This window comes from Micromonospora sp. CA-263727 (assembly GCF_050942455.1).
Lineage (GTDB): Bacteria > Actinomycetota > Actinomycetes > Mycobacteriales > Micromonosporaceae > Micromonospora.
This window is the reverse complement of sequence record NZ_CP192031.1, coordinates 415,749-440,445: the sequence shown is the minus strand read 5'-3', so window position 1 is coordinate 440,445 and position 24,697 is coordinate 415,749. Positions and strand designations below refer to the sequence as shown.

The 24,697-nt window shown below is 71.9% G+C and carries 20 protein-coding genes and 1 pseudogene; 5 read left to right on the top strand and 16 right to left on the bottom strand.

Features of this window, described 5'->3' with window-relative positions:
- Positions 1–6: 6 nt before the first annotated feature.
- Complete coding sequence (locus ACQPYA_RS02020; RefSeq protein WP_433530935.1) at positions 7–300, bottom strand: WXG100 family type VII secretion target; 294 nt, start codon at positions 298–300, stop codon at positions 7–9.
- A gap of 25 nt (positions 301–325) precedes the next feature.
- Complete coding sequence (locus ACQPYA_RS02015) at positions 326–646, bottom strand: WXG100 family type VII secretion target (protein ID WP_433530934.1); 321 nt, start codon at positions 644–646, stop codon at positions 326–328.
- 243 nt (positions 647–889) lie between these two features.
- Here ACQPYA_RS02015 and eccE point away from each other — a divergent pair, with 243 nt between their 5' ends.
- The 3 genes from eccE to rarD all read left to right on the top strand — a co-directional run bounded on the left by eccE (position 890) and on the right by rarD (position 4,318).
- Positions 890–2,758: a type VII secretion protein EccE gene (gene eccE, locus ACQPYA_RS02010; protein ID WP_433530933.1), complete on the top strand. Its 1,869-nt coding sequence runs from the start codon at positions 890–892 to the stop codon at positions 2,756–2,758.
- 78 nt (positions 2,759–2,836) lie between these two features.
- Positions 2,837–3,223: a phage holin family protein gene (locus tag ACQPYA_RS02005; protein WP_433530932.1), complete on the top strand. Its 387-nt coding sequence runs from the start codon at positions 2,837–2,839 to the stop codon at positions 3,221–3,223.
- Positions 3,224–3,385: 162 nt separating this feature from the next.
- Positions 3,386–4,318: an EamA family transporter RarD gene (gene rarD, locus ACQPYA_RS02000; protein WP_433530931.1), complete on the top strand. Its 933-nt coding sequence runs from the start codon at positions 3,386–3,388 to the stop codon at positions 4,316–4,318.
- Between the two features lie 38 nt (positions 4,319–4,356).
- Here the strand turns inward: rarD and ACQPYA_RS01995 are convergent, their stop codons facing one another.
- Both ACQPYA_RS01995 and ACQPYA_RS01990 read right to left on the bottom strand, forming a co-directional pair.
- Positions 4,357–5,049 carry an anti-sigma factor family protein gene (locus tag ACQPYA_RS01995; RefSeq protein WP_433530930.1) on the bottom strand — a complete coding sequence of 231 codons (693 nt, stop codon included), beginning with the start codon at positions 5,047–5,049 and terminating at the stop codon, positions 4,357–4,359.
- Entirely contained in the window at positions 5,046–5,540 is a 495-nt protein-coding gene (locus tag ACQPYA_RS01990) for a sigma-70 family RNA polymerase sigma factor (protein WP_433533353.1), read from the bottom strand. The genes ACQPYA_RS01995 and ACQPYA_RS01990 overlap by 4 nt, the downstream gene beginning before the upstream one ends.
- A gap of 246 nt (positions 5,541–5,786) precedes the next feature.
- Between ACQPYA_RS01990 and ACQPYA_RS01985 the strand changes: the two genes are divergently transcribed.
- The gene (locus ACQPYA_RS01985; protein WP_433530929.1) at positions 5,787–7,925 is read left to right on the top strand and encodes a PhoX family protein; all 2,139 of its coding nucleotides are present in this window, start codon (positions 5,787–5,789) and stop codon (positions 7,923–7,925) included.
- A 153-nt stretch (positions 7,926–8,078) separates the two neighbouring features.
- Here the strand turns inward: ACQPYA_RS01985 and ACQPYA_RS01980 are convergent, their stop codons facing one another.
- The gene (locus ACQPYA_RS01980; protein WP_433530928.1) at positions 8,079–8,861 is read right to left on the bottom strand and encodes an IclR family transcriptional regulator; all 783 of its coding nucleotides are present in this window, start codon (positions 8,859–8,861) and stop codon (positions 8,079–8,081) included.
- Between the two features lie 155 nt (positions 8,862–9,016).
- Between ACQPYA_RS01980 and ACQPYA_RS01975 the strand changes: the two genes are divergently transcribed.
- Positions 9,017–10,198 carry an MFS transporter gene (locus ACQPYA_RS01975; RefSeq protein ID WP_433530927.1) on the top strand — a complete coding sequence of 394 codons (1,182 nt, stop codon included), beginning with the start codon at positions 9,017–9,019 and terminating at the stop codon, positions 10,196–10,198.
- 102 nt (positions 10,199–10,300) lie between these two features.
- On the opposite strand, the gene ACQPYA_RS01970 is transcribed toward ACQPYA_RS01975, so the two are convergent.
- The 11 genes and pseudogenes from ACQPYA_RS01970 to nuoE form a co-directional block, all read right to left on the bottom strand.
- Positions 10,301–11,374, bottom strand: a complete 1,074-nt coding sequence (locus tag ACQPYA_RS01970) for a polyprenyl synthetase family protein (RefSeq protein WP_433530926.1) — start codon at positions 11,372–11,374, stop codon at positions 10,301–10,303.
- 102 nt (positions 11,375–11,476) lie between these two features.
- Positions 11,477–13,027, bottom strand: a complete 1,551-nt coding sequence (gene nuoN, locus ACQPYA_RS01965) for an NADH-quinone oxidoreductase subunit NuoN (RefSeq protein WP_433530925.1) — start codon at positions 13,025–13,027, stop codon at positions 11,477–11,479.
- 108 nt (positions 13,028–13,135) lie between these two features.
- Positions 13,136–14,668, bottom strand: coding sequence for an NADH-quinone oxidoreductase subunit M (locus ACQPYA_RS01960; protein WP_433530924.1), 1,533 nt, complete (start codon positions 14,666–14,668; stop codon positions 13,136–13,138).
- A 79-nt stretch (positions 14,669–14,747) separates the two neighbouring features.
- The gene (gene nuoL / locus ACQPYA_RS01955; RefSeq protein ID WP_433530923.1) at positions 14,748–16,706 is read right to left on the bottom strand and encodes an NADH-quinone oxidoreductase subunit L; all 1,959 of its coding nucleotides are present in this window, start codon (positions 16,704–16,706) and stop codon (positions 14,748–14,750) included.
- Between the two features lie 12 nt (positions 16,707–16,718).
- Positions 16,719–17,036: an NADH-quinone oxidoreductase subunit NuoK gene (gene nuoK / locus ACQPYA_RS01950; RefSeq protein WP_092381049.1), complete on the bottom strand. Its 318-nt coding sequence runs from the start codon at positions 17,034–17,036 to the stop codon at positions 16,719–16,721.
- Positions 17,033–17,803 (bottom strand): NADH-quinone oxidoreductase subunit J, encoded by a 771-nt coding sequence (locus ACQPYA_RS01945; protein WP_433530922.1) that lies wholly within the window; start codon positions 17,801–17,803, stop codon positions 17,033–17,035. The genes nuoK and ACQPYA_RS01945 overlap by 4 nt, the downstream gene beginning before the upstream one ends.
- Entirely contained in the window at positions 17,800–18,441 is a 642-nt protein-coding gene (gene nuoI / locus ACQPYA_RS01940) for an NADH-quinone oxidoreductase subunit NuoI (RefSeq protein ID WP_433530921.1), read from the bottom strand. Before nuoI ends, ACQPYA_RS01945 begins: the two co-directional genes overlap by 4 nt.
- A 1-nt stretch (position 18,442) precedes the next feature.
- Complete coding sequence (nuoH, locus tag ACQPYA_RS01935; protein WP_433530920.1) at positions 18,443–19,789, bottom strand: NADH-quinone oxidoreductase subunit NuoH; 1,347 nt, start codon at positions 19,787–19,789, stop codon at positions 18,443–18,445.
- Positions 19,786–22,280: pseudogene (locus ACQPYA_RS01930) on the bottom strand (NADH-quinone oxidoreductase subunit G). Before ACQPYA_RS01930 ends, nuoH begins: the two are co-directional and overlap by 4 nt.
- Positions 22,280–23,596, bottom strand: coding sequence for an NADH-quinone oxidoreductase subunit NuoF (nuoF, locus tag ACQPYA_RS01925; RefSeq protein ID WP_433530919.1), 1,317 nt, complete (start codon positions 23,594–23,596; stop codon positions 22,280–22,282). Before nuoF ends, ACQPYA_RS01930 begins: the two are co-directional and overlap by 1 nt.
- The gene (gene nuoE / locus ACQPYA_RS01920) at positions 23,593–24,639 is read right to left on the bottom strand and encodes an NADH-quinone oxidoreductase subunit NuoE (RefSeq protein ID WP_433530918.1); all 1,047 of its coding nucleotides are present in this window, start codon (positions 24,637–24,639) and stop codon (positions 23,593–23,595) included. The genes nuoF and nuoE overlap by 4 nt, the downstream gene beginning before the upstream one ends.
- Positions 24,640–24,697: the final 58 nt, after the last annotated feature.

Here is a 24,697-nt window from a genome sequence, read left to right as displayed (position 1 = left end):
GGACGGTCACTGGAAGAGGCCGGCGTTCCTCTTCTCGGTGTCGAGGTAGTCGGCAGCGGACTCGTCCACGGCCACCTTGATGTCCCGCAGCATCACCTGGAGGTCCTGCGAGGCGGCCCGCCACCGGGCCTGCCGCTGCTCGTACGCCTGCTGGGCCGCACCGGACCAGCTGGCCACCAGCGGGGCCGCGTCACGTTCCAGCTGACCGAGCTGCGAGTCGAGCGTGTTCAACGCCCGCTGGATGTCCGCGCTGGCCTGCTGCAACGCGGCAAAGTTGACGACCAGCACACCGTGCTCCATCGGATGTCTCCCCCTGTCTCGTGGTCTAGAGCGGCAGTTGGATGCCGCCGCGATTGGTGGCGGTAACCCGGCCGGCCGCCTCGGTGTCCGACGCGTCGTACTGGGTGCCGGCGGTGCGGATGCCGCCCGCGGTCTCCCGCAGCGCCCGTTGCAGACTCGCCTGATCCTGCGCCCACTGCTGTTTGACCTGCTCGAAGGAGCGGCCGCCCGCCCCGCGCCAGGCCTGCTGAAGGACCTCCAGCTGGGCCAGCAGTCCGCTGAGCATCGACTGCAACGACTGGTCCGCCTGCTCGAACTTCACCGCGGTCTGCTGCATCACCGCGGCCTCTGCCTGGGTCTGGGACACCCCGACGTCACCTCGTCTCCTCGGTCGTGGCTGGCCCTGCGGCGGAAGCACCACCCACGACCGCCGGAGGGCGAACGCGACGTGGGCACGGGCCAACGGGAAAACTCGTCGCTGACGGTAGCGGCACGATCGCGGTTCTGCCACCCCGCCGCCCTCCCCTGTGGACAACACATCTCCGGCGCCGATAACTACGATGGGCCGCGATGAGATCGCGGCGGGTGATCGGCTGAGGAGGCGGTGACGATGGCGAGCACCCCGGCCCGCCCGGCGATCCAGCCCCCACCTCCCGACGACCCGCCGCACCCCTCCGGGCCCCGGATCCGACGCGAGGCCGCGCAGCGGCGGCCCGGCGGCCGGTGGCGGGCGTACCGTCCGCACGCCGGGCAGGTGGTCGCCGCGCAGCTGGCGCTGGCGCTGCCCGTCGCCACGCTGGGCCGGGGCCTGCCGGCGACCCTGGCCACGGCCCTGCTGTCGGCTGCGCTACTGGCGTTGGCCTGGTGCCGGGTCCGGCAGCGGTGGCTCTACGAATGGTCGGGTATCGGCCTCGGCTACCTGGCCCGCCGGCGGACGAACGCGCCGGACTCCGGACGAGCGGCGCTGCTCGACCTGGTGGATCCGGACGCCGTGGTCCGTCCCGTCGAGCTGGTCGGGTCACCGGCCGCGGTGTTGGACGACCCGGCTGGCCTGGTGGCCGTGCTGGAGATCGGCGACCCGGCCGACCTGCTCGGTGACGGCGCGCAGCCGCTGCCCTGCCCATGGTCGCTGCTGCCGGCGAGCACCGGTCCGGCTCCGCCGGTGCGCGTCCAGCTCGTCCTGGCCGGCGCGGCGGCCCCGGCGATCGGTGCCGGCGGCGGCCCGGCGGCCACCTCGTACCGGCAGCTCACCGACGGACGGCTGGCCGGCTGGGAGCGGGCGGTGCTGGCCGTCCGGGTGTCGCGGGTGGAGGGCTGGCCGGAGGAGTCGCTGCGGCGTGTCCTCGCCGGCACGCTGCGCCGAATCGTGCGGCGACTGGGTCCGCTGCCCCTCCGCCCCCTGGGCGGACAGCCGGCGCTGCGGGTGCTCGCCGAGCTGGCCCACCACGACGGAGGGCCGGTGCGGGAATCCTGGCAGGCCGTGCGCTCGGGGAGGCTGCTACAGACCACCTTCGGGCTGCGCCGGTGGCCGACGGCGGAGGCCGCAGTTGCGCTGGTGCCCCGGCTGCTGACGTTGCCGGTGACCGCGACCACGGTGTCGCTGCACGCCGAGGCCGGCCGGACGGCGTCGGCCGGGCTGACCGTACGCCTGAGTGCGGCGACCCCGGCGGAGCTGTCGGCCGCCGCCCAGGCGCTGCGCCGGACGGTGGCGGCGGGCGGCGGCGAGGTCGAGCGGCTCGACGGCGCGCACCTGGCCGGCCTCGCCGGCACCCTGCCGCTGGCCCTGCCCGGCGCGAGGCCGCCCGGGGCACGCCGGCCCGGTGCGCCCCATTCCGGTGCGCCCCTGCCTGGCGGCGGCTGGGAGCTGCCGTACGGCTCGGCCGGGCTGATGGTGGGGGCCAACCGGCACGGCGAACCGGTCACCGTCCGGCTGTTCCGGCCGGAGAGCACCCGGGTGATGCTCGTCGGCGGGGTACCCGCCGCCCAACTGGTCACCATGCGTGCGATGGCGCTCGGCGCCCGCGTGGTCGTCCAGACGGCCCGACCGCAGGCCTGGGAGCCGTTCGTCCGTGGTCTCGGCACGCCGGGCGGGACGATCCCGCTGGTGCCGCCGGGCCGGCCGGTGGACGGCGAACCCGGGACGCCGCTGACCCCGGTGCTCGTGGTGCTGGACGCGCCACCACCGCCCACGGGACCGCGTCCGGGCGCCGCCTGGCAGGCCACCCTGCTGGTACGCGACGCGCTGACCCCGGCCGACGCGGACGCGCTGGGCCGGGCCGACCTGGCGGTGTTGCCGCCGTTGAGCCGGGCGGAGGCGGCGGTCGCGGGCACCGCGCTGGGGCTCGGCGACTCCGCGGAGTGGCTGACCCGGATCCGGCCCGACATGGTGGCCGTGGTCAACCGGCGCGCCCTGCGCTGGGCGCTGCTCTGCTGCACACCGATCGAGGCGCAGCTGATCGGCCGCCCGGCCCGACGCTGAGACTGCCGGGACACTCCGCGTCAACCTCGGTGATCTCGCGGGTTCCGCCCACGCCCCGGCCATGGCACCATGCCCGCCATGGGTTTTCTGAAAGGTCTACTGATCCGGGTCGGCGCCACGGCGGTGGCCTTCTGGCTGGCCACGCTGGTCATCCCCGGCATCTCGCTCAACGCGGACTCGATCAGCGAGACGGTGCTGACGCTGATCTTCGTCGCGGTCATCTTCGGCGTGGTCAACGCCGTGCTCCAGCCGATCATCAAGACCGTCGGCTGCGCCTTCTACCTGCTCACCCTCGGCCTGATCGCGGTGGTGGTCAACGGCCTGCTCTTCCTGCTCACCGGCTGGATCGCCGACCAGGTGGGGCTCCCCTTCGAGGTGGACGGCTTCTGGCCGGCCGCGGTGCTGGGCGCGCTCTTCGTCGGCATCGTCACCTGGGTCCTCGGCGCCATCCTCGACCGCGACTGACGCTGCCCCGACAACCGATCCGTCGAGATCGTGGACAGTTGCCGTTCCTCCTCGAACGGCAACTGTCCACGATCCGGAAGGCCGGGCAGGTGACCGGCGGGCGACCGTGAGCCCGCTCACCGGCAAGGATCAGTTGACCGGTCGGCCCCTTACCGTGGAGCCGTGACGCCGCTCCGCCTCGGATACCTCTACGGCTTCGGTGCGTACCTGCTGTGGGGGTTCTTTCCGCTCTATTTCAAGCTGCTGCGCCCGGCCGGTCCGCTGGAGATCCTGGCCCACCGCGTGGTCTGGTCCGTCGCGTTCGTCGCCCTGCTGCTCGCCGCCCTACGCAACATCGGCTTCCTGAAGGCCCTGCTGCGCCGGCCGCGGGCGCTGGCCGGGATCGGTGCCGCCGCCGCGCTGATCGCGGTCAACTGGGGCACCTACATCTACGGCGTCAACTCCGACCGGGTGGTGGAAACCGCCCTCGGGTACTTCATCAACCCACTGGTGGTGGTGCTGCTCGGGGTGCTGGTGCTGGGCGAGCGGCTGCGCTGGGCGCAGTGGGCCGCACTCGCCGTGGGCGGGCTCGCGGTGGCCGTGCTCACCGTCGACTACGGCCGGCTGCCGTACCTCGCGCTGACCCTGGCGTTCACCTTCGGCGGGTACAGCCTGGTGAAGAAGCGGCTCCGGCTGCCCGCCGCCGAGGGGCTGTTCGTCGAGTCGGCGGTGCTGTCGCTGCCCGCGCTGGCCTTCCTCGGCTGGCTCGCGAGCACCGGCGACGCCACCTTCGGGCAGGTCTCGGCCGGGCACACCGTGCTGCTGGTGCTGGCCGGCGCGTTGACCGCCATTCCGCTGCTGCTCTTCGCCGGGGCCGCCAACCGGCTTCCGCTGACCACGCTGGGCATGCTCCAGTACGTGGCGCCGATCCTCCAGCTCGGCTGCGGGGTGCTGATCTTCCACGAGCCGATGCCCCCGGCCCGGCTGGCCGGCTTCGCCCTGGTCTGGCTCGCCCTGATCGTCTTCACCGTCGACGCGCTCCGGCACGCCCGGCAGGCCTGCCGCTCACGCCCGGCCACCGCGCCCTCTCCGGCCGCCGTCCCCGCTCCCCGCTGACCCCGGGCCCGATCGCTGTCGGGCCGTGGCTCAGCCGATCACCGGACGTCGTAGACGAGGACCGGGGTGCCGTCGGCCCGGATGAGTTCCAGGCGGACCATCTCCGCGTTGGTGAACCGGGTCGCGCCGGTGATCCTCAGGTCGTCGCCGGGAGCGGCCCGCCAGGAGCCGATCTGCTCCTGCGCGCCGTCCGGGCCGTGCGCCACCAGCCGGAAGGCGTACGCCTTGCCGTAACCGGTCCGCTCGTCGTACCCGCAGTGCATGGTGACCTCGGTGCCCCAGTCGGTGCCCCGCAGCCCGATCTCGGCGTGCACCGGCGCCGACCCGGACACCGGCACCATCTCGACCATCCGCACCTGGGCCAGCGGCGTGGCCGGCGGGTCGGCGGGCAGCATCGTCGCCACGCCGAAGCCGACGAGCAGGGCGAAGGCAGCCGCCGCCAGGCCGGTGACCGCGTACCGCAGCCGGTTGGCCTGCCGCTCCCGGCGTCGGCGATCCCGCGCGACGGTGAGCAGTTCGGGCACCCGGGGGTTCTCCGGCGGCGGGAGGAACTGCTCCAGGCTGGCCGGGTCGAGCCGGCCGAGCAGGCCGGGCAGGACGGCGATCTCGGAGACCGACTGCTGGCAGGCGGGGCAGTCGACGAGGTGCCGCTCGTAGGCCGCGCGGTCGGCCGGAGACAGCGCGCCCAGCACGTACGCGCCATCGTCGTACACGAAGTCGCAACGATTCATCCGGTCACCCCCATCTCGGCCAGCACCAACCGTAGTGAGCGCAACGCATAGTGGGTGCGGGACTTGACCGTGCCCGGCGGCACCCCCAGCCGGGAGGCCGCCTCGGAGACCGACCGCCCCTGGTAGAAGCACTCGACCAGCACGTCACGGTGCGAGGGGCTGAGCCGGTTGAGCGCCTCCGCCACGGTCCACGCCTCGACGGCGCGTTCCGTCTCGTCGACGACCTCCGGCGGCTCGGGCAGTTCGTCGGTGTAGACCTCACCGACCCGGGTCGACCGCCGCCGCCAGGCGTCGATGGCCAGGTTACGGGCGGTGGTGAAGAGCCAGGCGCGCACCGAGCCGCGACGCGGGTCGAGCGACTCCGGATGGCGCCAGGCCCGCAGCAGCGTCTCCTGCACCAGGTCCTCCGCCCGCTGCCGGTCGCCGTTGACCAGCCGCAGGGCGTGCGTGTACAGCGCCTCGCCATGCTCGTCGTGCAGGGCGCGCAGCAGGTGGGCGTCGTGGTCGGTGATGGTCCTCTCCTCGCTCTCGACGCGAGCGGGCACGGTGTTACTACCGGAGATACGTGCGGTCACGCGAATCGGTTCAGTCCCAGGTCAAACCTGGGATTCCCAGCGCGGAGTTCACCGCTGGTTCACATCGACGCCGGCCCACGCTCACCACGCCCTCCTAGCGTCCGGCGAGTACCCGTCGGTGAGCTGCACCGGCGTGCGCCGACCCTCAGGAGGCTCCTCCCCATGAGCGACCGTCCTCGGCTGCTCCCGCTGCTGGGCGTCCCCCGCCACGGCAGCCGCGACGCCATGACCTGCCTGTACCGCTGCGGCAACGCTTGTGACCACCCGGTTCCCAACACCTCCGACAACGAGTACTTCGGCGACGTGGTGAATGCCGAGGTCTCCCGCCGTGGCGTGGTCCGCGCCGGGGCGGTCGGCGCCCTGGTGCTCGGCTTCGGCGGCGCGACCGGCGCGCTGGCCGGCGCCGGCGCGGCCGGCGCGGGGTCGGGCTCTGCGGGACACGGCTCCGGGGTGGTGCCCGAGGCCACCACGTTCAGCGCCGGTGGCCGTGGCGTCGGCAACGGCGCGCTGACCTTCAAGCCGATCCCGCCGAACACCCTGGACACCTTCGTGGTGCCCAACGGTTACGACCACGCCGTGGTGATCCGCTGGGGTGACCCGGTGGTGCCGGGCGCGCCCGCCTTCAACGTGCGCCGGCAGACCGCCGCGGCGCAGGCCAAGCAGTTCGGCTACAACAACGACTACGTCGGCGTGCTGCCGCTGGACAAGGGTGGCAAGCGGGCGCTGCTCGTGGTCAACCACGAGTACACCAACGAGGACCTGATGTTCCCCGGCTTCACCAGCCAGGACGCGCTCACCGTCGAGCAGGTGAAGGTGGCGATCGCCGCGCACGGCATGTCCGTGGTGGAGATCGAGCGGGTGGCCGGCACCGGCCAGTGGCGCGCAGTCACCTCCGGCCGTCGCCCCTACAACCGCCGGGTCGACGCCCTGAGCAGCCCGTTCGAGCTGACCGGTCCGGTCGCCGGCACGGCCTTCGTGAAGACCGCAGCCGACCCGAAGGGTCGTACGGTCATCGGCACGCTGAACAACTGCGCCGGTGGCGTGACTCCCTGGGGCACCGTGCTCTCCGGCGAGGAGAACTTCAACCAGTACTTCGTCGGCGGCGACGCCGTGCCGGAGGCGGAGAAGCCCCGGCTGGCCCGCTACGGCATCAGCACCACCGACCGCTACCCCAGCGGCAGCCGCAAGTGGGACCGGGCCGCCGCCCGCTTCGACCTCGCCAAGCACCCGAACGAGGCCAACCGGCACGGCTGGATCGTCGAGATCGACCCGTACGACCCGGAGAGCCGGCCGCGCAAGCACACCGCGATGGGTCGCTTCAAGCACGAGGGCGCGAACGTCATCGTGGCCAAGAGCGGGCACGTGGTCGCGTACATGGGCGACGACGAGCGCTTCGACTACCTCTACAAGTTCGTCTCGGACAAGAAGTTCATGAAGGGCAGCTCCTGGGTCGCCCGCAAGCACAACCTGACGCTGCTGGAGTCGGGCACGCTCTACGTCGCCAAGCTCGACCAGACCAGCGCCGACGAGATCGACGGCTCCGGCAGGCTGCCCAGCGACGGCGCCTTCAACGGCAGGGGCCGCTGGATCAAGCTGGTCAGCGGCAACCGCTCCTACGTGGACGGGATGACCGCCGCCGAGGTGCTCACCTTCACCCGGTTCGCCGGTGACAAGGTCGGGGCGACCAAGATGGACCGGCCGGAGGACGTCGAGCCGAGCCTGCACACCGGCAAGGTGTACGTGGCGCTGACCAACAACACCAACCGGGGGGTCGGCAGCAACCCGGCGCCGGACGAGGCGAACCCGCGTACCGCCAACCGGCACGGGCAGATCCTGGAGCTGGTCGAGGAGCGGGGGGAGAACACCGCTGAGGCGTTCAGTTGGTCGCTGCCGATCGTCTGCGGCGACCCGGCGGACCCGTCCACCTACTTCTCCGGGTACGACAAGACCAAGGTCTCGCCGATCTCCTGCCCGGACAACGTGGCCTTCGACGCCACCGGGAACCTCTGGATCTCCACCGACGGCAACGCCCTGGGCAGCAACGACGGTCTCTTCGCCACGGCGACCGAGGGGCCGGAACGGGGCCACCTGAAGCAGTTCCTGACCGTGCCGTACGGCGCGGAGACCTGTGGCCCGTTCATCACCGGCGACAACCGTTCGATCTTCGTCGCCGTGCAGCACCCGGGCGAGATCACCGGTGCCACGGTCGAGAACCCGGCCTCCACCTGGCCCGACGGCGACTACGCCAAGCCGGGCGTGGTGGTGACCTGGCGGCTGGACGGCGGACCGGTCGGCAGCTGACCCCGCCCTGGCGTCCGCGCCGGCCGCTTCGCGACGGCCCTCTCCCCACCAGGGAGGGGGCCGTCCCGGCTCCGGTGGGCCAACCGGCCCCGGCGCATCCGGCCGCGCTTTCTCCGCCTGCCCGGCCCGGCCGCATTGTGCCGGCGCGACCGGTCAGGTCTCGGCGGCGAGGCCGTCGGCGATCGTGCGGGCGGCGGCGAGCAGCTTCGTCCGGACCACCCGGGCCGAGGTCATCATCTCACTGGCCGGCAGCGCGCAGGCCAGCACCGTCCGCCGTTCCATGTCCTTGTCCGGGCTGACCAGGACCGCGGCGCAGGCCACCCCCTGCCGGAACTGACCCAGCTCCAGCTGCATGCCACGCCGGTCCCCGGCCGCCAGGTCGGCCTCGAAGGCCTCCGGGGTGGTCAGGGTGGCACTGGTGAACGGACGCATGCCGTACTCCCGCAGGTAGCGGTGGCGTTGCTCGGTGGTGAGCGTGGCGAGCAGGGCCTTGCCGAGCGCGGTCGCATGCGCCCCCTCGTCGAACCCGGGGACGAGATCCTCCAGGTACGGCGAACGGTTACCCTCCGCCACGGCGGTGACCGCGACCTGGCCGCCGACGAAACGGCCGAGGTAGTGGCTCCAGCCGGTCTCCAGCGCGGCCCGGCGCAGGCTCTCCCCGATCGCGGGCGAGCCCCGGAACGCGGCGACCAGCTCGCGGTAGCGGTCGGCCACCTCCAGGCCCACGATGTACGTGCCGTCCTCCCGGCGGATCACATAGCCCTCGTAGGCGAGGGTGCGAACCAGGTGATAAGTGGTGGCCACGGTCAGCTCGCAGCGTCGGGCGATCTGTTTCACCGTCAGCCCTCGCGGGGCACGGCCGACCGACTCGAGTACTCGAAGCGCGCGGGAGACACTCCGGATCAGGTCCGAAGGTTCCGCCAGGGGGTCACGCACAACCACCTCCGCCACCGGGGACTTACACCATATGAAAAAGCGGCCCGCCGCGAAATGCCTGATCGGGTGGATCATCCCTGGTCATCGCGTACGGGACGTGAGATAGACCGCACTTTCGATCGGTGGGACACGGCTGGCAATACGTTGGGTCCACCATGACCCACTCCGCTTTGCCCCGCATCCCGGAGGTCGCCACCCGGCCCGTCCGGGCCAGCGCCGTAGCCGTCGCGGTCACCATCGCCTGCGTCCTACCGGTCTTTCTGGTCGGCGGTCTCGCCGTGCAGATGCGGGCGGAGTTGGGCTTCTCCCCCGCCGGGCTGGGGCTGGCCGTGGCGGTGTACTTCGCGGTCGGCGCGCTGGCTTCGGTCCCGTCCGGAGCGTTGGTCGAACGGTGGGGTGGCGCCGTGGTGGCACGCGCCGGCGTCCTGCTCTCCGCCGGCTGCCTGCTGGCCGTGGCGGTGCTGGCCCGGTCCTACCCGGTGCTGGTCGGCCTGCTGGCCGTGGCCGGCACGGCCAACGCGCTCGGCCAACTCTCCAGCAACGTGCTGCTGGCCCGGCACGTGCCGGCCCGGCGACAGGGTCTGTCCTTCGGCGTCAAGCAGGCCGCCATCCCGGTCTCCACCCTGCTGGCCGGCGCGGCGGTGCCCACCCTCGCCCTCACCGTCGGCTGGCGGTGGGCGTTCGTGGCCGCCGCCGGCGCCGCGCTGGCCGTGCTGCCGGCGGTACCCGCGCAGGGTCCCCGACCGGCCCGCCGGGCGGCCAGCAGCGCCGGAAGCGCGACCGTCGGGCTGGTCCTCGTCGGGGTGGCCGCGGCGCTCGCCGCCGGCGCGGCGAACGCGCTCGGCACCTTCGTGGTGGACGCCTCCGTCGACCGGGGGCTCGGTCCCGGCCTCGCCGGGCTCACCCTGACCCTCGGCAGCGCGGTCTGCGTGGCCGCCCGGGTCTCCGTCGGCTGGCTGGCCGACCGCCGCTCCGGCGGGCACATGGCCGTGATCGCCGGCCTGCTGGTGGCCGGCGCGGTCGGGCTGGGCCTGCTCGCGGTGGCCGGCCCCGGGCCGCTGGTGGCCGGCGTGCTGCTCGGCTTCGGGCTGGGCTGGTCGTGGCCGGGGCTGATGAACTTCGCGGTGGTGCAGCTGCATCCTCAGGCACCGGCCGCCGCCACCTCGATCACCCAGACCGGGGTGTACGCGGGCGGCTGCCTCGGCCCGCTGGCCCTCGGCCCCCTGGCCGCCGCGGCGGGCTACCCCACCATGTGGCTCACCGCCGCACTCGCCATGCTCACCGCCGCCGCCCTGATGCTCACCGCCACCCGCCACCTGACCCACGCCACCCCCTGACACACCACGCCCCCGAGAGGTGCTGATCGAGAGGGCCGCGTCTGCCGTCCCGGCGTGTCGTGACCGAACCTCCTGACCACCCGCAGGGGGGTGGGGAGGGGTTCAGCTGGTGCGGTCGGCGATGTGGTTGCAGAGGGATTCGAGGGCGCGGCGGGCCGGGGTGTCCGGCAGGGGGGCCAGCTTCGCGCGGGCATCCTCGGCGTAGCTGCGGACGGTTTCCCGGGCGTGCTTGAGCGCCGGTGACTCCCGGAGCAGGCCGAGGGCCTCGGCGTGCAGGGCGTCGTCGGTCAGCGGGCCGGTGGCCAGGATCTCGCGGAGCCGCACGGACGAGGCGTCGGCGTCGTCGGACGCGAGGGCGTAGAGCACCGGCAGCGTCGGCACGCCCTCCCGCAGGTCGGTGCCGGGCGTCTTGCCCGACTCCACCGACTCGCTGGCGATGTCCAGCAGGTCGTCAGAGAGCTGGAAGGCCACCCCGATGGTCTCGCCGTACCCGGCCAGCGCCGCCACGTGCTCCGGGGCCGCCCCGCTGAACAGGCCACCGAAGTGCGCGCTGGTGGCGATCAGCGAGCCGGTCTTCTCCGCAATCACCCGCAGGTAGTGCGTCACCGGGTCGTCGCCGGCCCGGGGACCGACGGTCTCGGCGATCTGGCCGTGCACCAGCCGGGCGAAGGTGCGCGCCTGTAGGCGTACCGCCTCGGGGCCCAACTCGGCGGCGACGTCCGCGGCCCGGGCGAAGAGGTAGTCACCGACCAGGATGGCCACCGAGTTGGTCCACCGGGAGTTTGCGCTGGGCGCACCCCGGCGCACCGGGGCCTCGTCCATCACGTCGTCGTGGTAGAGCGTGGCCAGGTGGGTCAGCTCCACCACGACGGCGGCCGACACCACCTCCGCCCGGGTCGGCTCGCCGAACTGGGCGGCGAGGGCCACCAGCAGCGGCCGGAACCGCTTGCCGCCGGCCTCCACCAGGTGACGCGCGGCCTCGGTCACGAACGGGTCGGCGCTGGCGACGCTCGCCCGCAGCTCCGTCTCGACCGACTCCAGCAGACCCAGCACGGATTCCTCGGTGCGGGCATCGGCGAGATGAAGGCCGAGCGCACCGAACTGACCTGCGCCGTGCCGGCTCCGGCGGCCACCGGAGCCGGTGACACCTGAACGCTCGCCACCCCTAATCACCACGCCTCCACCATGCCACACGGGCTCTACCTGCGGCGGACCGGGGATACGTGGCGAGGGCCGACCCACCGGCGTGGATCGGCCCTCGGCCAGAGGCTGTCGCGGCTACCTGACGAAGTCCGCGGCACCGGCGGCCAGGTCGAGCAGCGGCGCCGGCGCGACGCCGAGCACCAGGGTGGCGATCACGCCGATCACCAGCGCCGCGGAGGTCAGCCCGCCGGGCACGGTGACCGTCGGGGTCGACTCACCCGGCTCGGAGAGCCACATCATCACCACGACCCGCAGGTACGGGAAGGCCAGCACCATGCTGGTCAGCACGCCGGCGATCACCAGCCATGCCTGCCCACCCTCCAGGGCCGGGCCGAAGACCGCGAACTTGCTGGTGAAGCCGCTGGTCAGCGGGATACCGGCAAAGGCGAGCAGGATGAAGGTGAAGATCGAGGCGTAGAGCGGCGACCGCCGGCCCAGCCCGGCCCAGCGGGACAGGTGGGTGGCCTCCCCGTCGGCGTCGCGCACCAGGGTCACCACCGCGAACGCGGCCAGCACCGTGAAGCCGTACGCGACCAGGTAGAACATCGTGCCGGAGAGGCCGTCCCGCCCCGGCGCCAGCACACCGACCAGCAGGTACCCGGCGTTGGCGATGGACGAGTAGGCCAGCAGCCGCTTGATGTCGGTCTGGGTGACCGCGAACACCGCGCCGACCAGCATGGTGAGCACCGCCACCGCGCCGAGCACCGGGGTGAAGTCCCACCGCGCCCCCTCGAAGGCGACGTGGAACACCCGCAGCAGGGCACCGAAGGCGGCGACCTTCGTGCAGGCCGCCATGAAGCCGGTCACCGGGGTCGGCGCGCCCTGGTAGACGTCCGGGGTCCAGACGTGGAACGGCGCGGCGGCCGCCTTGAACAGCAGGCCGATGGCGACCAGGGCCATCCCGGCGAAGAGCAGCACCGGGCTGGCCGTGGAGTTGGCCACGGCCGCGTTGATGGTGGCGAAGTCGACCCCGGCCCCGCGGTCGCCCAGGCCCGCGGTGAAGCCGTAGATCATCGCCAACCCGAACAGGAAGAACGCCGAGGCGTACGCGCCGAGCAGGAAGTACTTCATGGCCGCCTCCTGGCTCAGCAGCCGCCGGCGGCGAGCCAGCGCACAGAGCAGGTAGAGCGGCAGCGAGAAGACCTCCAGCGCGATGAACATGGTCAGCAGGTCGTTCGCCGACACGAAGATCAGCATGCCGCCGACGGCGAAGGTGACCAACGGGTAGACCTCGCCCGCACCACCGGCCCGCTCGGCCTGCCGCCGGTCGTCCGGCGAGTCGGCCGTGATGGCGGCCTGGGCGACGAAGGCCCCGCCCCGCTCGATGGCCCGCTCGCCGATCAGCAGCAACGCCACCGCCCCCAGGGCCAGGATCGCGCCCTGGAGGAACAGAGTCGGCCCGTCGATCGCGATCACCCCGATGGTGATCACCCGCTTGTCGGCGTTGAGCACCACCATGGTCAGCGCGGCGAGCAGCGCCAGCAGCGCCAGCGGCAACTGGACGGCGTGCCGCAGTCGCCGGGGCACGAACGCCTCGACCAGCACCCCGACCACCGCCGCACCCAACATGATCAGGATCGGCGCGAGTGCCGCATAGTCGATCGGCGGCAGTTCAAGCTCGGTCACTGGGCCCACCTTTCGTTCGCGACTGCGGGGCTCGCAAGCTCACTCCTCGCGCTCACCGGGCCCACCTTTCGTTCGCGACTGCGGGGCTCGCAAGCTCACTCCTCGCGCTCACCGGCTTGCCTCCTGGACGGTGTCTACCGACGGGGCCGGGTCCGTCCGGCCGACGTCCTGCATGGTCGCCTGGATGGCGGGGTTGATCACGTCGGTCACCGGCTTCGGGTAGAAGCCGAGCAGCACGATCAACGCGATCAGCGGGGCGACCACGGCCTTCTCCCGCAGGTTGAGGTCACGCTTCATCCCGTCGATCTCGGTCAACGCCGGGTTCAGGGTGCCCTGCGTGGTGCGCTGCACCATCCACAGCACGTATGCCGCGGCCAGGATGATGCCCAGCGTGGCGATCACCGCGACCGGCTTGTTCACCGTGAAGGTGCCGATCAGTACCAGGAACTCGGAGACGAACGGCGCGGTGCCGGGCAGCGCCAGCGAGGCGAGACCCGCGAAGAAGAGCACCCCGGCCAGCACCGGAACCAGCTTGCCGGCGCCACCGAAGTCGCTGACCAGCGCCGAGCCCCGACGCGCGATCAGCATGCCCACCACCAGGAAGAGCAGGCCGGTGGCGAGCCCGTGGTTGACCATGTAGAGCACGGCGCCGGTGCCGGCCTGGGTGGTGAAGGCGAAGATGCCGACGCCGATGAAGCCGAAGTGGGCGATCGAGGTGTACGACACCAGCCGCTTCAGGTCGTTCTGCCCGACCGCCAGCAGCGCGGCGTAGATGATGCCGATCACCGCCAGCGCCAGCGCCCACGGCGCGAACCACTGGGCCGCCTCCGGGAACAGCGGCAGGCAGTAGCGCAGGATGCCGAAGGTGCCGACCTTGTCCAGCACGCCGACCAGCAGCGCGGCGGCACCGGCCGGGGCCGCGCCACCGGCGTCCGGCAGCCAGGTGTGGAACGGGAAGAACGGCGCCTTGATCGCGAAGGCGATGAAGAAGCCGAGGAAGAGCCAGCGCTCCGCCCCGGTGGAGATGTCCACCTGGGACAGCGCGACCCAGTCGAAGGTCTTCCCGCCGACCACCCAGAGGCCGATCACCGCGGCCAGCATGAACAGGCCGCCGACCAGGGAGTAGAGGAAGAACTTGACGGCCGCGTACTGCCGCTGGTGGCCGCCGTAGCTGCCGATCAGGAAGTACATCGGCACCAGCATGACCTCGAAGAACACGTAGAACAGGAAGACGTCGGCGGCGGCGAAGACGCCGATCATCGTGCATTCGAGGACGAGCAGCAGCGCGAAGTAGACCGGCACCGAGCGCTTGGAGGACTCGGCGTCGTGCCAGGAGGCCAGGATCACCAGCGGCACCAGCACCGCGATCAGCATCAGCATGACCAGCGCGATGCCGTCGGCGGCGAAGGTGAAGTTGACCCCCCAGTTCGGGATCCACGGGTACGACTCACGGAACTGGAACCGGTCGCCACCGGCCTGGAAGGTCACCCACATGACCACGGAGAGCGCCAGCACCAGCAGCGACCAGCCGAGCGCCACCTGCTTGGCCAGCGTCGGCCGGCTGCGCGGCAGGAGGGCGACCACCACGGCGCCGACCAGCGGCGCCACGGTGAGCACCGAGAGGAACGGGAAGTCGGACATTATGCGGCCTTACCTCCGTCGTCGATGCGCGGACCGCCGATGACGGCCGCGTGAGAGGCTGTCGGCCTCTTGAGGGCGATCACGCGAACCACCCCGCCTGCACCGCCAGGAACGCGGCCACCACCAGCAGCGCGCCGGTCAGGATCGAGGTGGCGTACGACCGGACGAAGCCGGTCTGTAGCCGCCGGAGCCGGCCCGAACCGCCACCGACCCCCGCGGCCAGGCCGTTGACCAGCCCGTCGATGCCCCGGTTGTCCAGGTAGACCAGCGCCCGGGTGAGGAAGATGCCCGGCTTCTCGAAGACCGCCTCGTTGACCGTGTCGGTGTAGAGGTTCCTGCGGGCGGCGGTGACCAGCACCCCGGCCCGCTGCGGCGTGGTCGCCGTGCCGTTGCGGAAGAGGAACCAGGCCAGTGCCACGCCGAGCGCGGTGACCGTCAGGGCGAGCGCGGTGATCGCGTAGTGCGACAGCGCTCCCTCGTGGCTCTCCTCCAGCACGCCCAGCCCGGCGGTCGCGGTCAGCCAGTCCGGCACCGAGGTGGCCAGCAGCCAGCCGGCGCCGAGCGAGCCGATCCCGAGCAGGACCAGCGGGATCGTCATCAGCGGCGGGGACTCGTGCGGGTGCTCGATCTCCTCGGTCCACCGCTTCGGGCCGTGGAAGGTGAGCACGAAGAGCCGGGTCATGTAGAACGCGGTCAGCCCGGCACCGAGCAGCGCGGCACCGCCGAACAGCCAACCGCTCCAGCCCTCCCGGGCGAACGCCGCGACGACGATCGGCTCCTTGGACCAGAAGCCGGAGAACGGCCACATGCCGATGATGGCCAGCCAGCCGGCCCCGAAGGTCAGCCAGGTGATCTTCATGTACTTGGAGAGGCCGCCGAAGCGGCGGATGTCCACCTGGTCCTTCATGCCGTGCATCACCGAGCCGGCGCCGAGGAACATGTTGGCCTTGAAGAAGCCGTGCGCCAGCAGGTGCACGATGGCCAGCGCGTACGCCGCCCCGCCGAGGCCAACACCGAGGAACATGTAGCCGATCTGGCTCACCGTCGACCAGGCCAGCACCCGCTTGATGTCGTCCTTGGCGCAGCCGATGATCGCGCCGAGCAGCAGGGTCAGCGCGCCGACGCTGACCACCACCAGTTGCAGCGTGTGGTTCGCCGAGAAGATCGGGTTGGACCGGGCGATCAGGTAAACGCCAGCGGTGACCATCGTCGCGGCGTGGATCAGCGCCGACACCGGGGTCGGGCCCTCCATCGCGTCGGGCAACCACGCCTGGAGCGGGAACTGGCCGGACTTACCGGCCGCGCCGAGCAGCAGGAGCAGGCCGAGCACCAGCACGGTGCCGCCGGCCAGCGCGCCGACCCCGTTGAACACCTCGTCGTACTGGGTGGTGCCGAGGGTGGCGAACATGATGAAGATGCCGATGGCCAGGCCGGCGTCGCCGACCCGGTTCATCAGGAACGCCTTCTTGCCGGCCGTGGCGGCGGCCGGCTTGGTGTACCAGAAGCTGATCAGCAGGTACGACGCCAGACCGACGCCCTCCCAGCCGAAGTAGAGCATCACGTAGTTGTTGCCGAGGACCAGCAGCAGCATGGCCGCGACGAAGAGGTTGAAGTAGGCGAAGAAGCGCCGCCGACCCGGGTCGTGCGCCATGTACTCGACCGCGTACAGGTGGATCAGGAAACCCACGCCGGTGATCAGCAGGACGAAGACGCCGGCCAGTGGGTCGAAGAGCAGGCCGAAGTCGACGTGCAGGCCGCCGACCACGATGAAGTCCCAGAGGCTCAGCTGGACCGACTTGTTGTCCAGTCCACGCAGCCCGAGGAAGTAGCTCAGGCCGAGCAGGAACGCGGCCCCGACGGCGGCCACCCCGAGCCAGTGCCCCCAACGGTCGGCCCGCTTGCCGAGCAGCAGCAGCACCGCCGCGCTGACCAGCGGGATCGCCACCAGCAGCCAGACGCTGCTCAGCAGCCCGTCGGCCGTCGCGAAGGAGACGGTCTCGGCCGGAGCAGCCTGGGCGTACGTCAAGATTTCGTCCACCGGTGGGCCCCTCTAGTACTTCAGCAGGTTGGCGTCGTCGACGCTGGCGGAGCGCCGGGTGCGGAAGATCGCCATGATGATGGCCAGCCCGACCACGACCTCGGCCGCCGCCACCACCATCACGAAGAACGCCATGATCTGGCCGTTGAGGTCACCGTTCATCCGGCTGAAGGTGACCAGCGCCAGGTTGGCCGCGTTGAGCATCAGCTCGACGCACATGAACAGCACGATCGCGTTGCGCCGGACCAGCACCCCGGCCGCGCCGATGGTGAACAGCACCGCCGAGAGGACCAGGTAGTAGTTCGGCTCGACCGAGAAGAAGTCACTCATTTCTCCGTGCCCTTCAGGGTGGTCTCCTCGGCGGTCAGCTCCCGCACCGGCAGGATGTCCGGCGTGCTCCGGTCGCTCAGCCGCCCGTCCGGCAGGCGGGCCGGAGTCGCGACCGACGAGGAGGTGGCGAAGACACCCGGGCCGGGCTTCGGGCCGGGGTAGTTGCCGGGCACGAACCGGGCCTTCATGGTGGCCACCTGGTCGCGCTTGTCCTCCTTGCGCCGCTCGACGTGCGCCAGGATCATGCCGCCGATGGTGGCGGTGATCAGCAGCGCCGCGGTGAGTTCGAACGCGAAGACATAGTCGGTGAAGAGCAGTCGGGCGATGCCCTGCACGTTGCCGCCCGCGTTGGCCTGCTCCAGACCGACCGGAGTGCTGCCCTGCGTGGCCCGGTAGACCCCGCTGCCGAGCAGCCCGGCGAAGCCGACGCCCAGCCCGATCGCGGCGATCCGCTGCCCGCGTAGCACCTCGATCAGCGAGTCGGAGGCGTCCCGGCCGACCAGCATCAGCACGAACAGGAAGAGCATCATGATCGCGCCGGTGTAGACGATGATCTGCACCATGCCGATGAACGGCCCGGCCTGGAGCACGTAGAACACGCCCAGGCTGAGCATGGTGAGCACCAGCCAGAGCGCCGAGTGCACCGCGTTGCGGGCGGCGACCATCCCGATCGCGCCGGCCAGCGCCAGCGGAGCGAGGATCCAGAAGGTCACCGCCTCGCCGCCGGAGACCGCACCCGCGGCGGCGAGCACCGTCGACGTGGTCATGCCGTCTCTCCCTTTTCCGCCGCGGCCCGCTGGGCGGCCTGCTCGGCACCGGGGAAGGTGACGCCCGGGTGCTCGTCCACCTGGTAGCGGCCCGGCCCCATCGGTGAGCGCTCGGCCCCGGCCGAGGTGCCCGGGTTGGTCAGGCTGCCGACGTAGTAGTCCTTCTCGCTGTCGCCCAGCCGCATCGGGTGCGGCGGCTGCTCCATCCCGGGCAGCAGCGGCGCGAGCAGCTGCTCCTTGGTGAAGATCAGATCCTGCCGGTTGTCCCGGGCCAGCTCGTACTCGTTGCTCATGGTCAACGAGCGGGTCGGGCACGCCTCGATGCAGAGCCCGCAGAAGATGCACCGGGCGTAGTTGATCTGGTACGTGCTGGCGTACCGCTCACCCGGCGAGAAGCGCTGCTCGTCGGTGTTGTCGCCGCCCTCGACGAAGATCGCGTCCGCCGGGCAGGCCCAGGCGCACAGCTCGCAGCCGATGCACTTCTCCAACCCGTCCGGGTGCCGGTTGAGGATGTGCCGCCCGTGGTAGCGCGGCGCCGGGGTCGGCGGGGTGAAGGGGTAGTCGGTGGTGACGACCTTCCTGAACATGTGCGAGAAGGTGACCCCGAAGCCCTTGAACGTTCCGGTGATCGCGCCCACGTCACACCTCCTCAGAGTCCTGGCCGGCGGGAACGTTGGCCGGTTCCCGCTCGGCGACCATGCGCCGGGTGCGCGGGCTCGGTGGTACCTGGAGATCCAGTGGCGGCAGCGGGAAGCTGCCCTGCGGCCGGTTCTCGACCTGCTCGGTGAGGGTCGGCTGCGGCTGTGGCTTGCGGCTCGGCCAGAACACCGCGGCGATCAGCCCCAGACCGCCGACGATCGCGAACGCGACCAGCCGGTCGTTGCGCTCCCAGTCCTGGACCTTGAGCCAGCCGGCGAGGAAGACGATCCAGACCAGGCTGACCGGGATCAGCACCTTCCAGCCGAGGCGCATGAACTGGTCGTAGCGCAGCCGGGGCAGCGTGCCGCGCAGCCAGACGAAGACGAAGACCAGCAGGATGACCTTGGCGAAGAACCAGAGCAGCGGCCACCAGCCGGAGTTGGCGCCCGACCACATGCTGATCGGCCACGGCGCGTACCAGCCGCCCAGGAAGAGCGTCACGGTGAAGGCCGACATGGTCACCATCGCGACGTACTCGCTGAGCATGATGAGCGCGAACTTCAGCGAGCTGTACTCCGTCATGAAGCCGGCCACCAGCTCCGACTCCGCCTCCGGCAGGTCGAACGGCGGCCGGTTGGTCTCGCCGACGATGGAGATGAAGAAGACCACGAAGCTGGGGAAGAGCAGCAGCGCGTACCAGCCCGGACCGGTGAGGTCGAAGCCGAACAGGTTCATCGTGACGCCCTGGCCCTGGGCGGCCACGATCTCGCTGGTGGACATCGTGCCGGAGAGCATGAAGACCGCCACGATGGAGAGCCCCAGCGCCACCTCGTACGAGATCAGCTGGGCGCTGGAGCGCAGCCCACCGAGGAGCGGGTAGGTCGAGCCGGAGGCCCAACCGGCGAGCACGATGCCGTAGACCGCCATCGACGAGCAGGCGAGCACCACCAGCACCGCCACCGGCACGTCGGTGACCTGTAGCGGCGTCTGGTGACCGAAGACGCTCACCATCGGGCCGAACGGGATCACCGACAGCGCGGTGACCGCGCAGATCACCGAGATGGCCGGGGCGAAGAAGTAGACGACCTTGTCCGCCGAGCGCGGGAGGATGTCCTCTTTGAAGGCCATCTTCAGGCCGTCGGCGAGCGTCTGTAGCAGGCCGAACGGGCCGAGCTGGTTCGGGCCGGGCCGCACCTGCATGTAGCCGACGACCCGCCGCTCGAACCAGACGCCGAGCAGCGTCCCGAGCAGGGCGACCACGAAGGCGAAGACGACCTTGCCGAGGATCAGCCACCACGGGTCGTGGCCGAAGTCGCTCAGCGACGGCGCCTGGGCGAGGAAGTTCATGCCGTACCCCCGGAGGAGTTGAGGAGCGGGCCCGGACGGCCGGCCGCGTCGGCGGCCACCGGCTCGGTCGTGCCGGGTGCGGAGACCCGCACCACCGCGCCGGAGGTCGCGCCCAGGCTGCGCCGCACGGTCGAGCCGGGCGAGTTGGTGGGCAGCCAGACCACGCCGTCCGGCATCTCGGTGATCGCCGCCGGGAGGGTCAACGCCCCCCGGTCGGTGCCCACCGTCACCGGGTCGCCGTCGGCGACACCGAGCGCCTCCGCGATGCCCTTGCCGAGCCGGACCACCGGCGGGCGGGCGGTGCCGCCCAGGTGCTCGTCGCCGTCGGTGAGGCTGCCCAGGTCGACCAGCTGGTGCCAGGTCGCCAGCACCGCCTCACCGGCGCCCGGCTGCGGCACCGGCCCCGGCTGGTGGGTCGGGGCGGCGGGCGGCGTCACCCGGGTCGCCGGCAGGCTGCCCAGCTCGCGCCGGACGGAGAGCACGTCCCCGGTGCCCAGCTGGACGTCCAGTTGGGCGGCCAGCGCGTCGAGCACCCGGCCGTCGGTCATCGCGGCGCTGTCCAGCACCGCGTCGAAGGCGCGCAGCCGGCCTTCCCAGTCCAGGAAGCTGCCGGCCTTCTCGACCACCGGCGCGACCGGCAGGACGACGTCCGCCCGGCGGGTCACCGCGCTGGCCCGCAGCTCCAGGCTGACCAGGAAGGGCACCGCGTCCAGGGCCTGCTCGGCCAGGCGCGGGTCGGCCAGGTCCGCCGGGTCCACGCCGGCCACCACCAGCGCGCCGAGCTGGCCCGCAGCGGCGGCGGCGAGGATGCCGTCGGTGTCCCGGCCGGCCTGGCTCGGGATCACCCCGGCCGGGAGATCCCACGCCTCGCCCAGCTCGGCCCGAGCGGCCGGCTCGGTGACCAGTCGCCCCCGGGCAGCAGGTTGGGCAGGCAGCCGGTGTCGACCGCGCCCCGGTCACCGGCGCGGCGCGGCACCCAGGCCAGCTTCGCCCCGGTACGCGCGGCCACCTCGGCGGCGGCGGAGAGGCCGCCCGGCACGGTGGCCAGCCGCTCACCGACGATCAGGATCGCACCCTCGGCGCCGAGCGCCTCGGCCACCGTGGCGTGCTCGGCGAGCACGCCGGCCTCCTCGCCCGGCACCACCCGGGCCAGCTTGGCCCCGAGCTTCTCCAGGCCGCGGGTGGCGAACGGCGCGATCGCGTACACCTTCAGCTTGTTCTTCAGGTACGCCTTGCGCAGCCGCAGGAAGAGGATCGGGCACTCCTCCTCCGGCTCCAGGCCGACCAGCACCACGGCCGGGGCGTTCTCGACGTCGGCGTAGGTGACGTCGGTGTTACCGGCGACGTTGCTGGCCAGGAAGTCGGCCTCCTCGCGGGAGACCGGGCGGGCCCGGAAGTCGATGTCGTTGGTGTGCAACGCGACCCGGGCGAACTTGGCGTACGCGTAGGCGTCCTCGACGGTCAGCCGGCCGCCGGTGAGCACCGCCGAGCCCTGGCCGCCGTCCCGGGCGGCGCGCAGCCCCTCGGCGGCGGCGGCGAGCGCCTCGCTCCAGGACGCCTCGCGCAGTTCCCCGGTGCGCTGGTCGCGGACCAGCGGAGTGGTGAGCCGGTCGGTGGCGCGGGCGTACTGGAAGCCCCACCGACCCTTGTCGCAGTTCCACTCCTCGTTGACCTGCGGGTCGTCGCCGGCCAGCCGGCGCAGCACCTTGCCCCGACGCCAGTCGGTGCGCTGGGCGCAGCCGGCCGAGCAGTGCTCGCAGACGCTCGGGCTGGAGACCAGGTCGAACGGGCGGGCCCGGAAGCGGTACTGGGCGCCGGTCAGCGCGCCGACCGGGCAGATCTGCACCGTGTTGCCGGAGAAGTACGAGTTGAAGGGGACATCCCCCGCCTCGCCCTCGGCGCCGTACTCCTCGTCCCGGTAGATGTTGATCTCTTCGGCGGAGGAGCGGTTCATCAGGTCGATGAACTTGTCCCCCGCGATCTCCTCGGAGAACCGGGTGCAGCGCTGGCAGAGCACGCACCGCTCCCGGTCGAGCAGCACCTGGGTGCTGATCGGCAGCGGCTTCGGGTACTCCCGCTTGTGCTCGTGGAACCGGGAGTCGCTGCGCCCGGTCGACATGGCCTGGTTCTGTAGCGGGCACTCGCCGCCCTTGTCGCACATCGGGCAGTCGAGGGGGTGGTTCAGCAGCAGCAGCTCCATGACCCCCTCCTGCGCCTTCTTGGCGACCGGGGAGGTGAGCTGGGTGCGGACCACCATGCCGTCGGCCACCGTCTGGGTGCAGGAGGCGACGGGCTTGCGCTGCCCCTCCACCTCCACCAGGCACTGCCGGCAGGCGCCGGCCGGGGCCAGCAGCGGGTGGTCGCAGAACCGGGGGATCTCGGTGCCGAGCTGCTCGGCGACCCGGATCAGCAGCGCCCCCTTCGGGGCGGTGACCTCGACACCGTCGATGGTGAGGGTGACCGTCTCGGTCGACTTGGCAACGTCCGTCATTAGTGGGCTCCCACCAACTGCTTGTCGGACAACCTCGGTGCAGTCCGTCCCTCGATGTAGTCGAGGTAGTCCTGCTTGAAGTACTTCAGTGACGAGGTCACCGAGCTGGTGGCACCGTCACCCAGGCCGCAGAACGAGCGGCCGAGGATGTTGTCGCAGGTGTCGAGCAGGGTGTCCAGGTCGTCGTGGGTGCCCTGGCCGGCGAGGATGCGCCGGTAGACCCGGACCATCCAGTAGTTGCCCTCCCGGCACGGGGTGCACTTGCCGCACGACTCGTGGTGGTAGAACTCCAGCCACCGGTAGGTCGCGTAGACCGGGCAGTCCTGGTCGGAGAAGATCTGGGTGGCCGTGGTGCCGAGGATCGAGCCGGCGGCGGCCACCCCCTCGAAGTCCAGCGGCACGTCCAGGTGCTCGGCGGTGAGCAGCGGGGTGGACGACCCGCCCGGGGTCCAGAACTTCAGGTTGTGCCCGGGCTGCATCCCACCGGCCAGCTCCAGCAGCTCGCGCAGGGTGATGCCGAGGCCGCACTCGTACTGGCCCGGGTTGGCGATCCGGCCGGAGAGGGAGTAGATCATCGGCCCGGAGGACTTCTCCGTGCCCATGCTCTTCCACCAGTCGGCCCCGCCGAGCACGACGTACGGCACGCTGGCGATGGTGCCGACGTTGTTGACCACCGTGGGGCTGGCGTACAGGCCGTGCGTCGCCGGGAAGGGCGGGCGCAGCCGGGGCTGCCCGCGGAAGCCCTCCAGCGAGTCGAGCAGCGCCGTCTCCTCGCCGCAGATGTACGCCCCGGCGCCCGAGTGCACCACCAGCTCCAGGTCGAAGCCCGAGCCGAGGATGTTCCGCCCGAGGTAGCCCTTGGCGTGCGCCTCGTTCACCGCGTTGCGCAGCCGGCGTGCGGCGTGCACCGCCTCACCACGGATGTAGATGTAGGCCCGGTTGGCCCGGATCGCGTACGACGCGATGATCACGCCCTCGACCAGCGAGTGCGGGTCGTGCGTCATCAGCGGCAGGTCCTTGCAGGTGCCCGGCTCGCCCTCGTCGGCGTTCACCACCAGGTAGTGCGGCTTGCCGTCGCCCTGCGGAATGAAGCCCCACTTGAGACCGGTGGGGAAGCCGGCACCGCCGCGGCCCCGCAGCCCGGAGTCCTTGATCAGCTGGATCAGGTCGTCCGGGTGTGCCTTGAGCGCCTTGCGCAGTGCCGCGTAGCCGTCGAGCTTCTCGTAGGTGCCGATCCGCCAGGCGTCCGTCGACAGCCAGCGCTTGGTGAGCACCGGCGTCAGCTTGGCCAGGGTCTCGGGCCGAGGCGTGGTCACTTCTGAGCCCCCTTGTCGTTCGCGGAGCCCGGGCCGGGGCCGGTGGACTCCGCCTCCCTGAGGTTGCGCTCCTGCGCCTCGGCGTCGTCGCCGGCAGGCTTGGCGTCACCGGCCGGCTTGTTGGCCGCGGCCCCGGCGGCCTCCGCGGCCCGGGCGTCACGCGGACCGGGCGGCGGGCCATCGGCCGGCAGCCGGGTGCCGGGGGCGTCCGGCACGGCGGTCCCGGCGTCCGGCTGCCGGGTCTCGGCCGTACGCAGCTGCGGCGACTTGCGGTCGGGGGCCGGCACGTCGGGCGCGGTGCTGCCGGTCGGCGCCGCCTTGGCCGGCGTGGCCGGGGCCGGCTTGCCGCCGGACTGCCCGCTGCGGATCGGCGTGTTCGGGTCGAAGCCCGGCGCCGAGATGCCGTGCTGCTGGGCCAGCCGCAGGCCGCGCAGGGACGGCTCGCCCGGCACGCCGTCGGCGACCGCACCCTCCCGCTCGTCGGCGAAGCCGGCGAGCTGGACCGCCATCTCCTTGAGCGTGCAGAGCCGGGCGCCCCGGCTCGGCGTGGGCCGGCCACCGGCCCGCAGCTCGTCGACGACGCCGACCGCGGTCTGCGGGTCGACACCGTCGAAGAAGTCGTAGTTGACGGTCATCACCGGGCCGTAGTCACAGGCGGCCAGGCACTCGGCGTGCTCCAGCGTCACCGTGCCGTCGGCGGTGGTCTCGTCGTGCCCGACGCCCAGGTGCTCGGCGAGGGTGTCGTAGACCTCCTGGCCACCGAGCACGTTGCACATGGTGTTGGTGCAGACGCTGACCAGCCAGTCACCGGTGGGCCGGCGCTTGTACATCGTGTAGAAGCTGGCGACCGCCCCGACCTGGGCCTTGTTCAGGCCGAGCACCTCGGCGCAGAACGCCACGCCGGCCGGGGAGACGTAGCCCTCCTCGGACTGCACGAGGTGCAGCAGCGGCAGCAGTGCCGACCGGGACCGGTCGGCCGGGTAGCGGGCAATGATCTCCCGCGCCCGGACCCTGGTCTCATCGGTGAAGACTGTCGTGCTCATCAGCGCCGCCTTCCGTTCGCGACTGCACCGGCTTCGGCCCGCGACTGCGGGGCTCGCT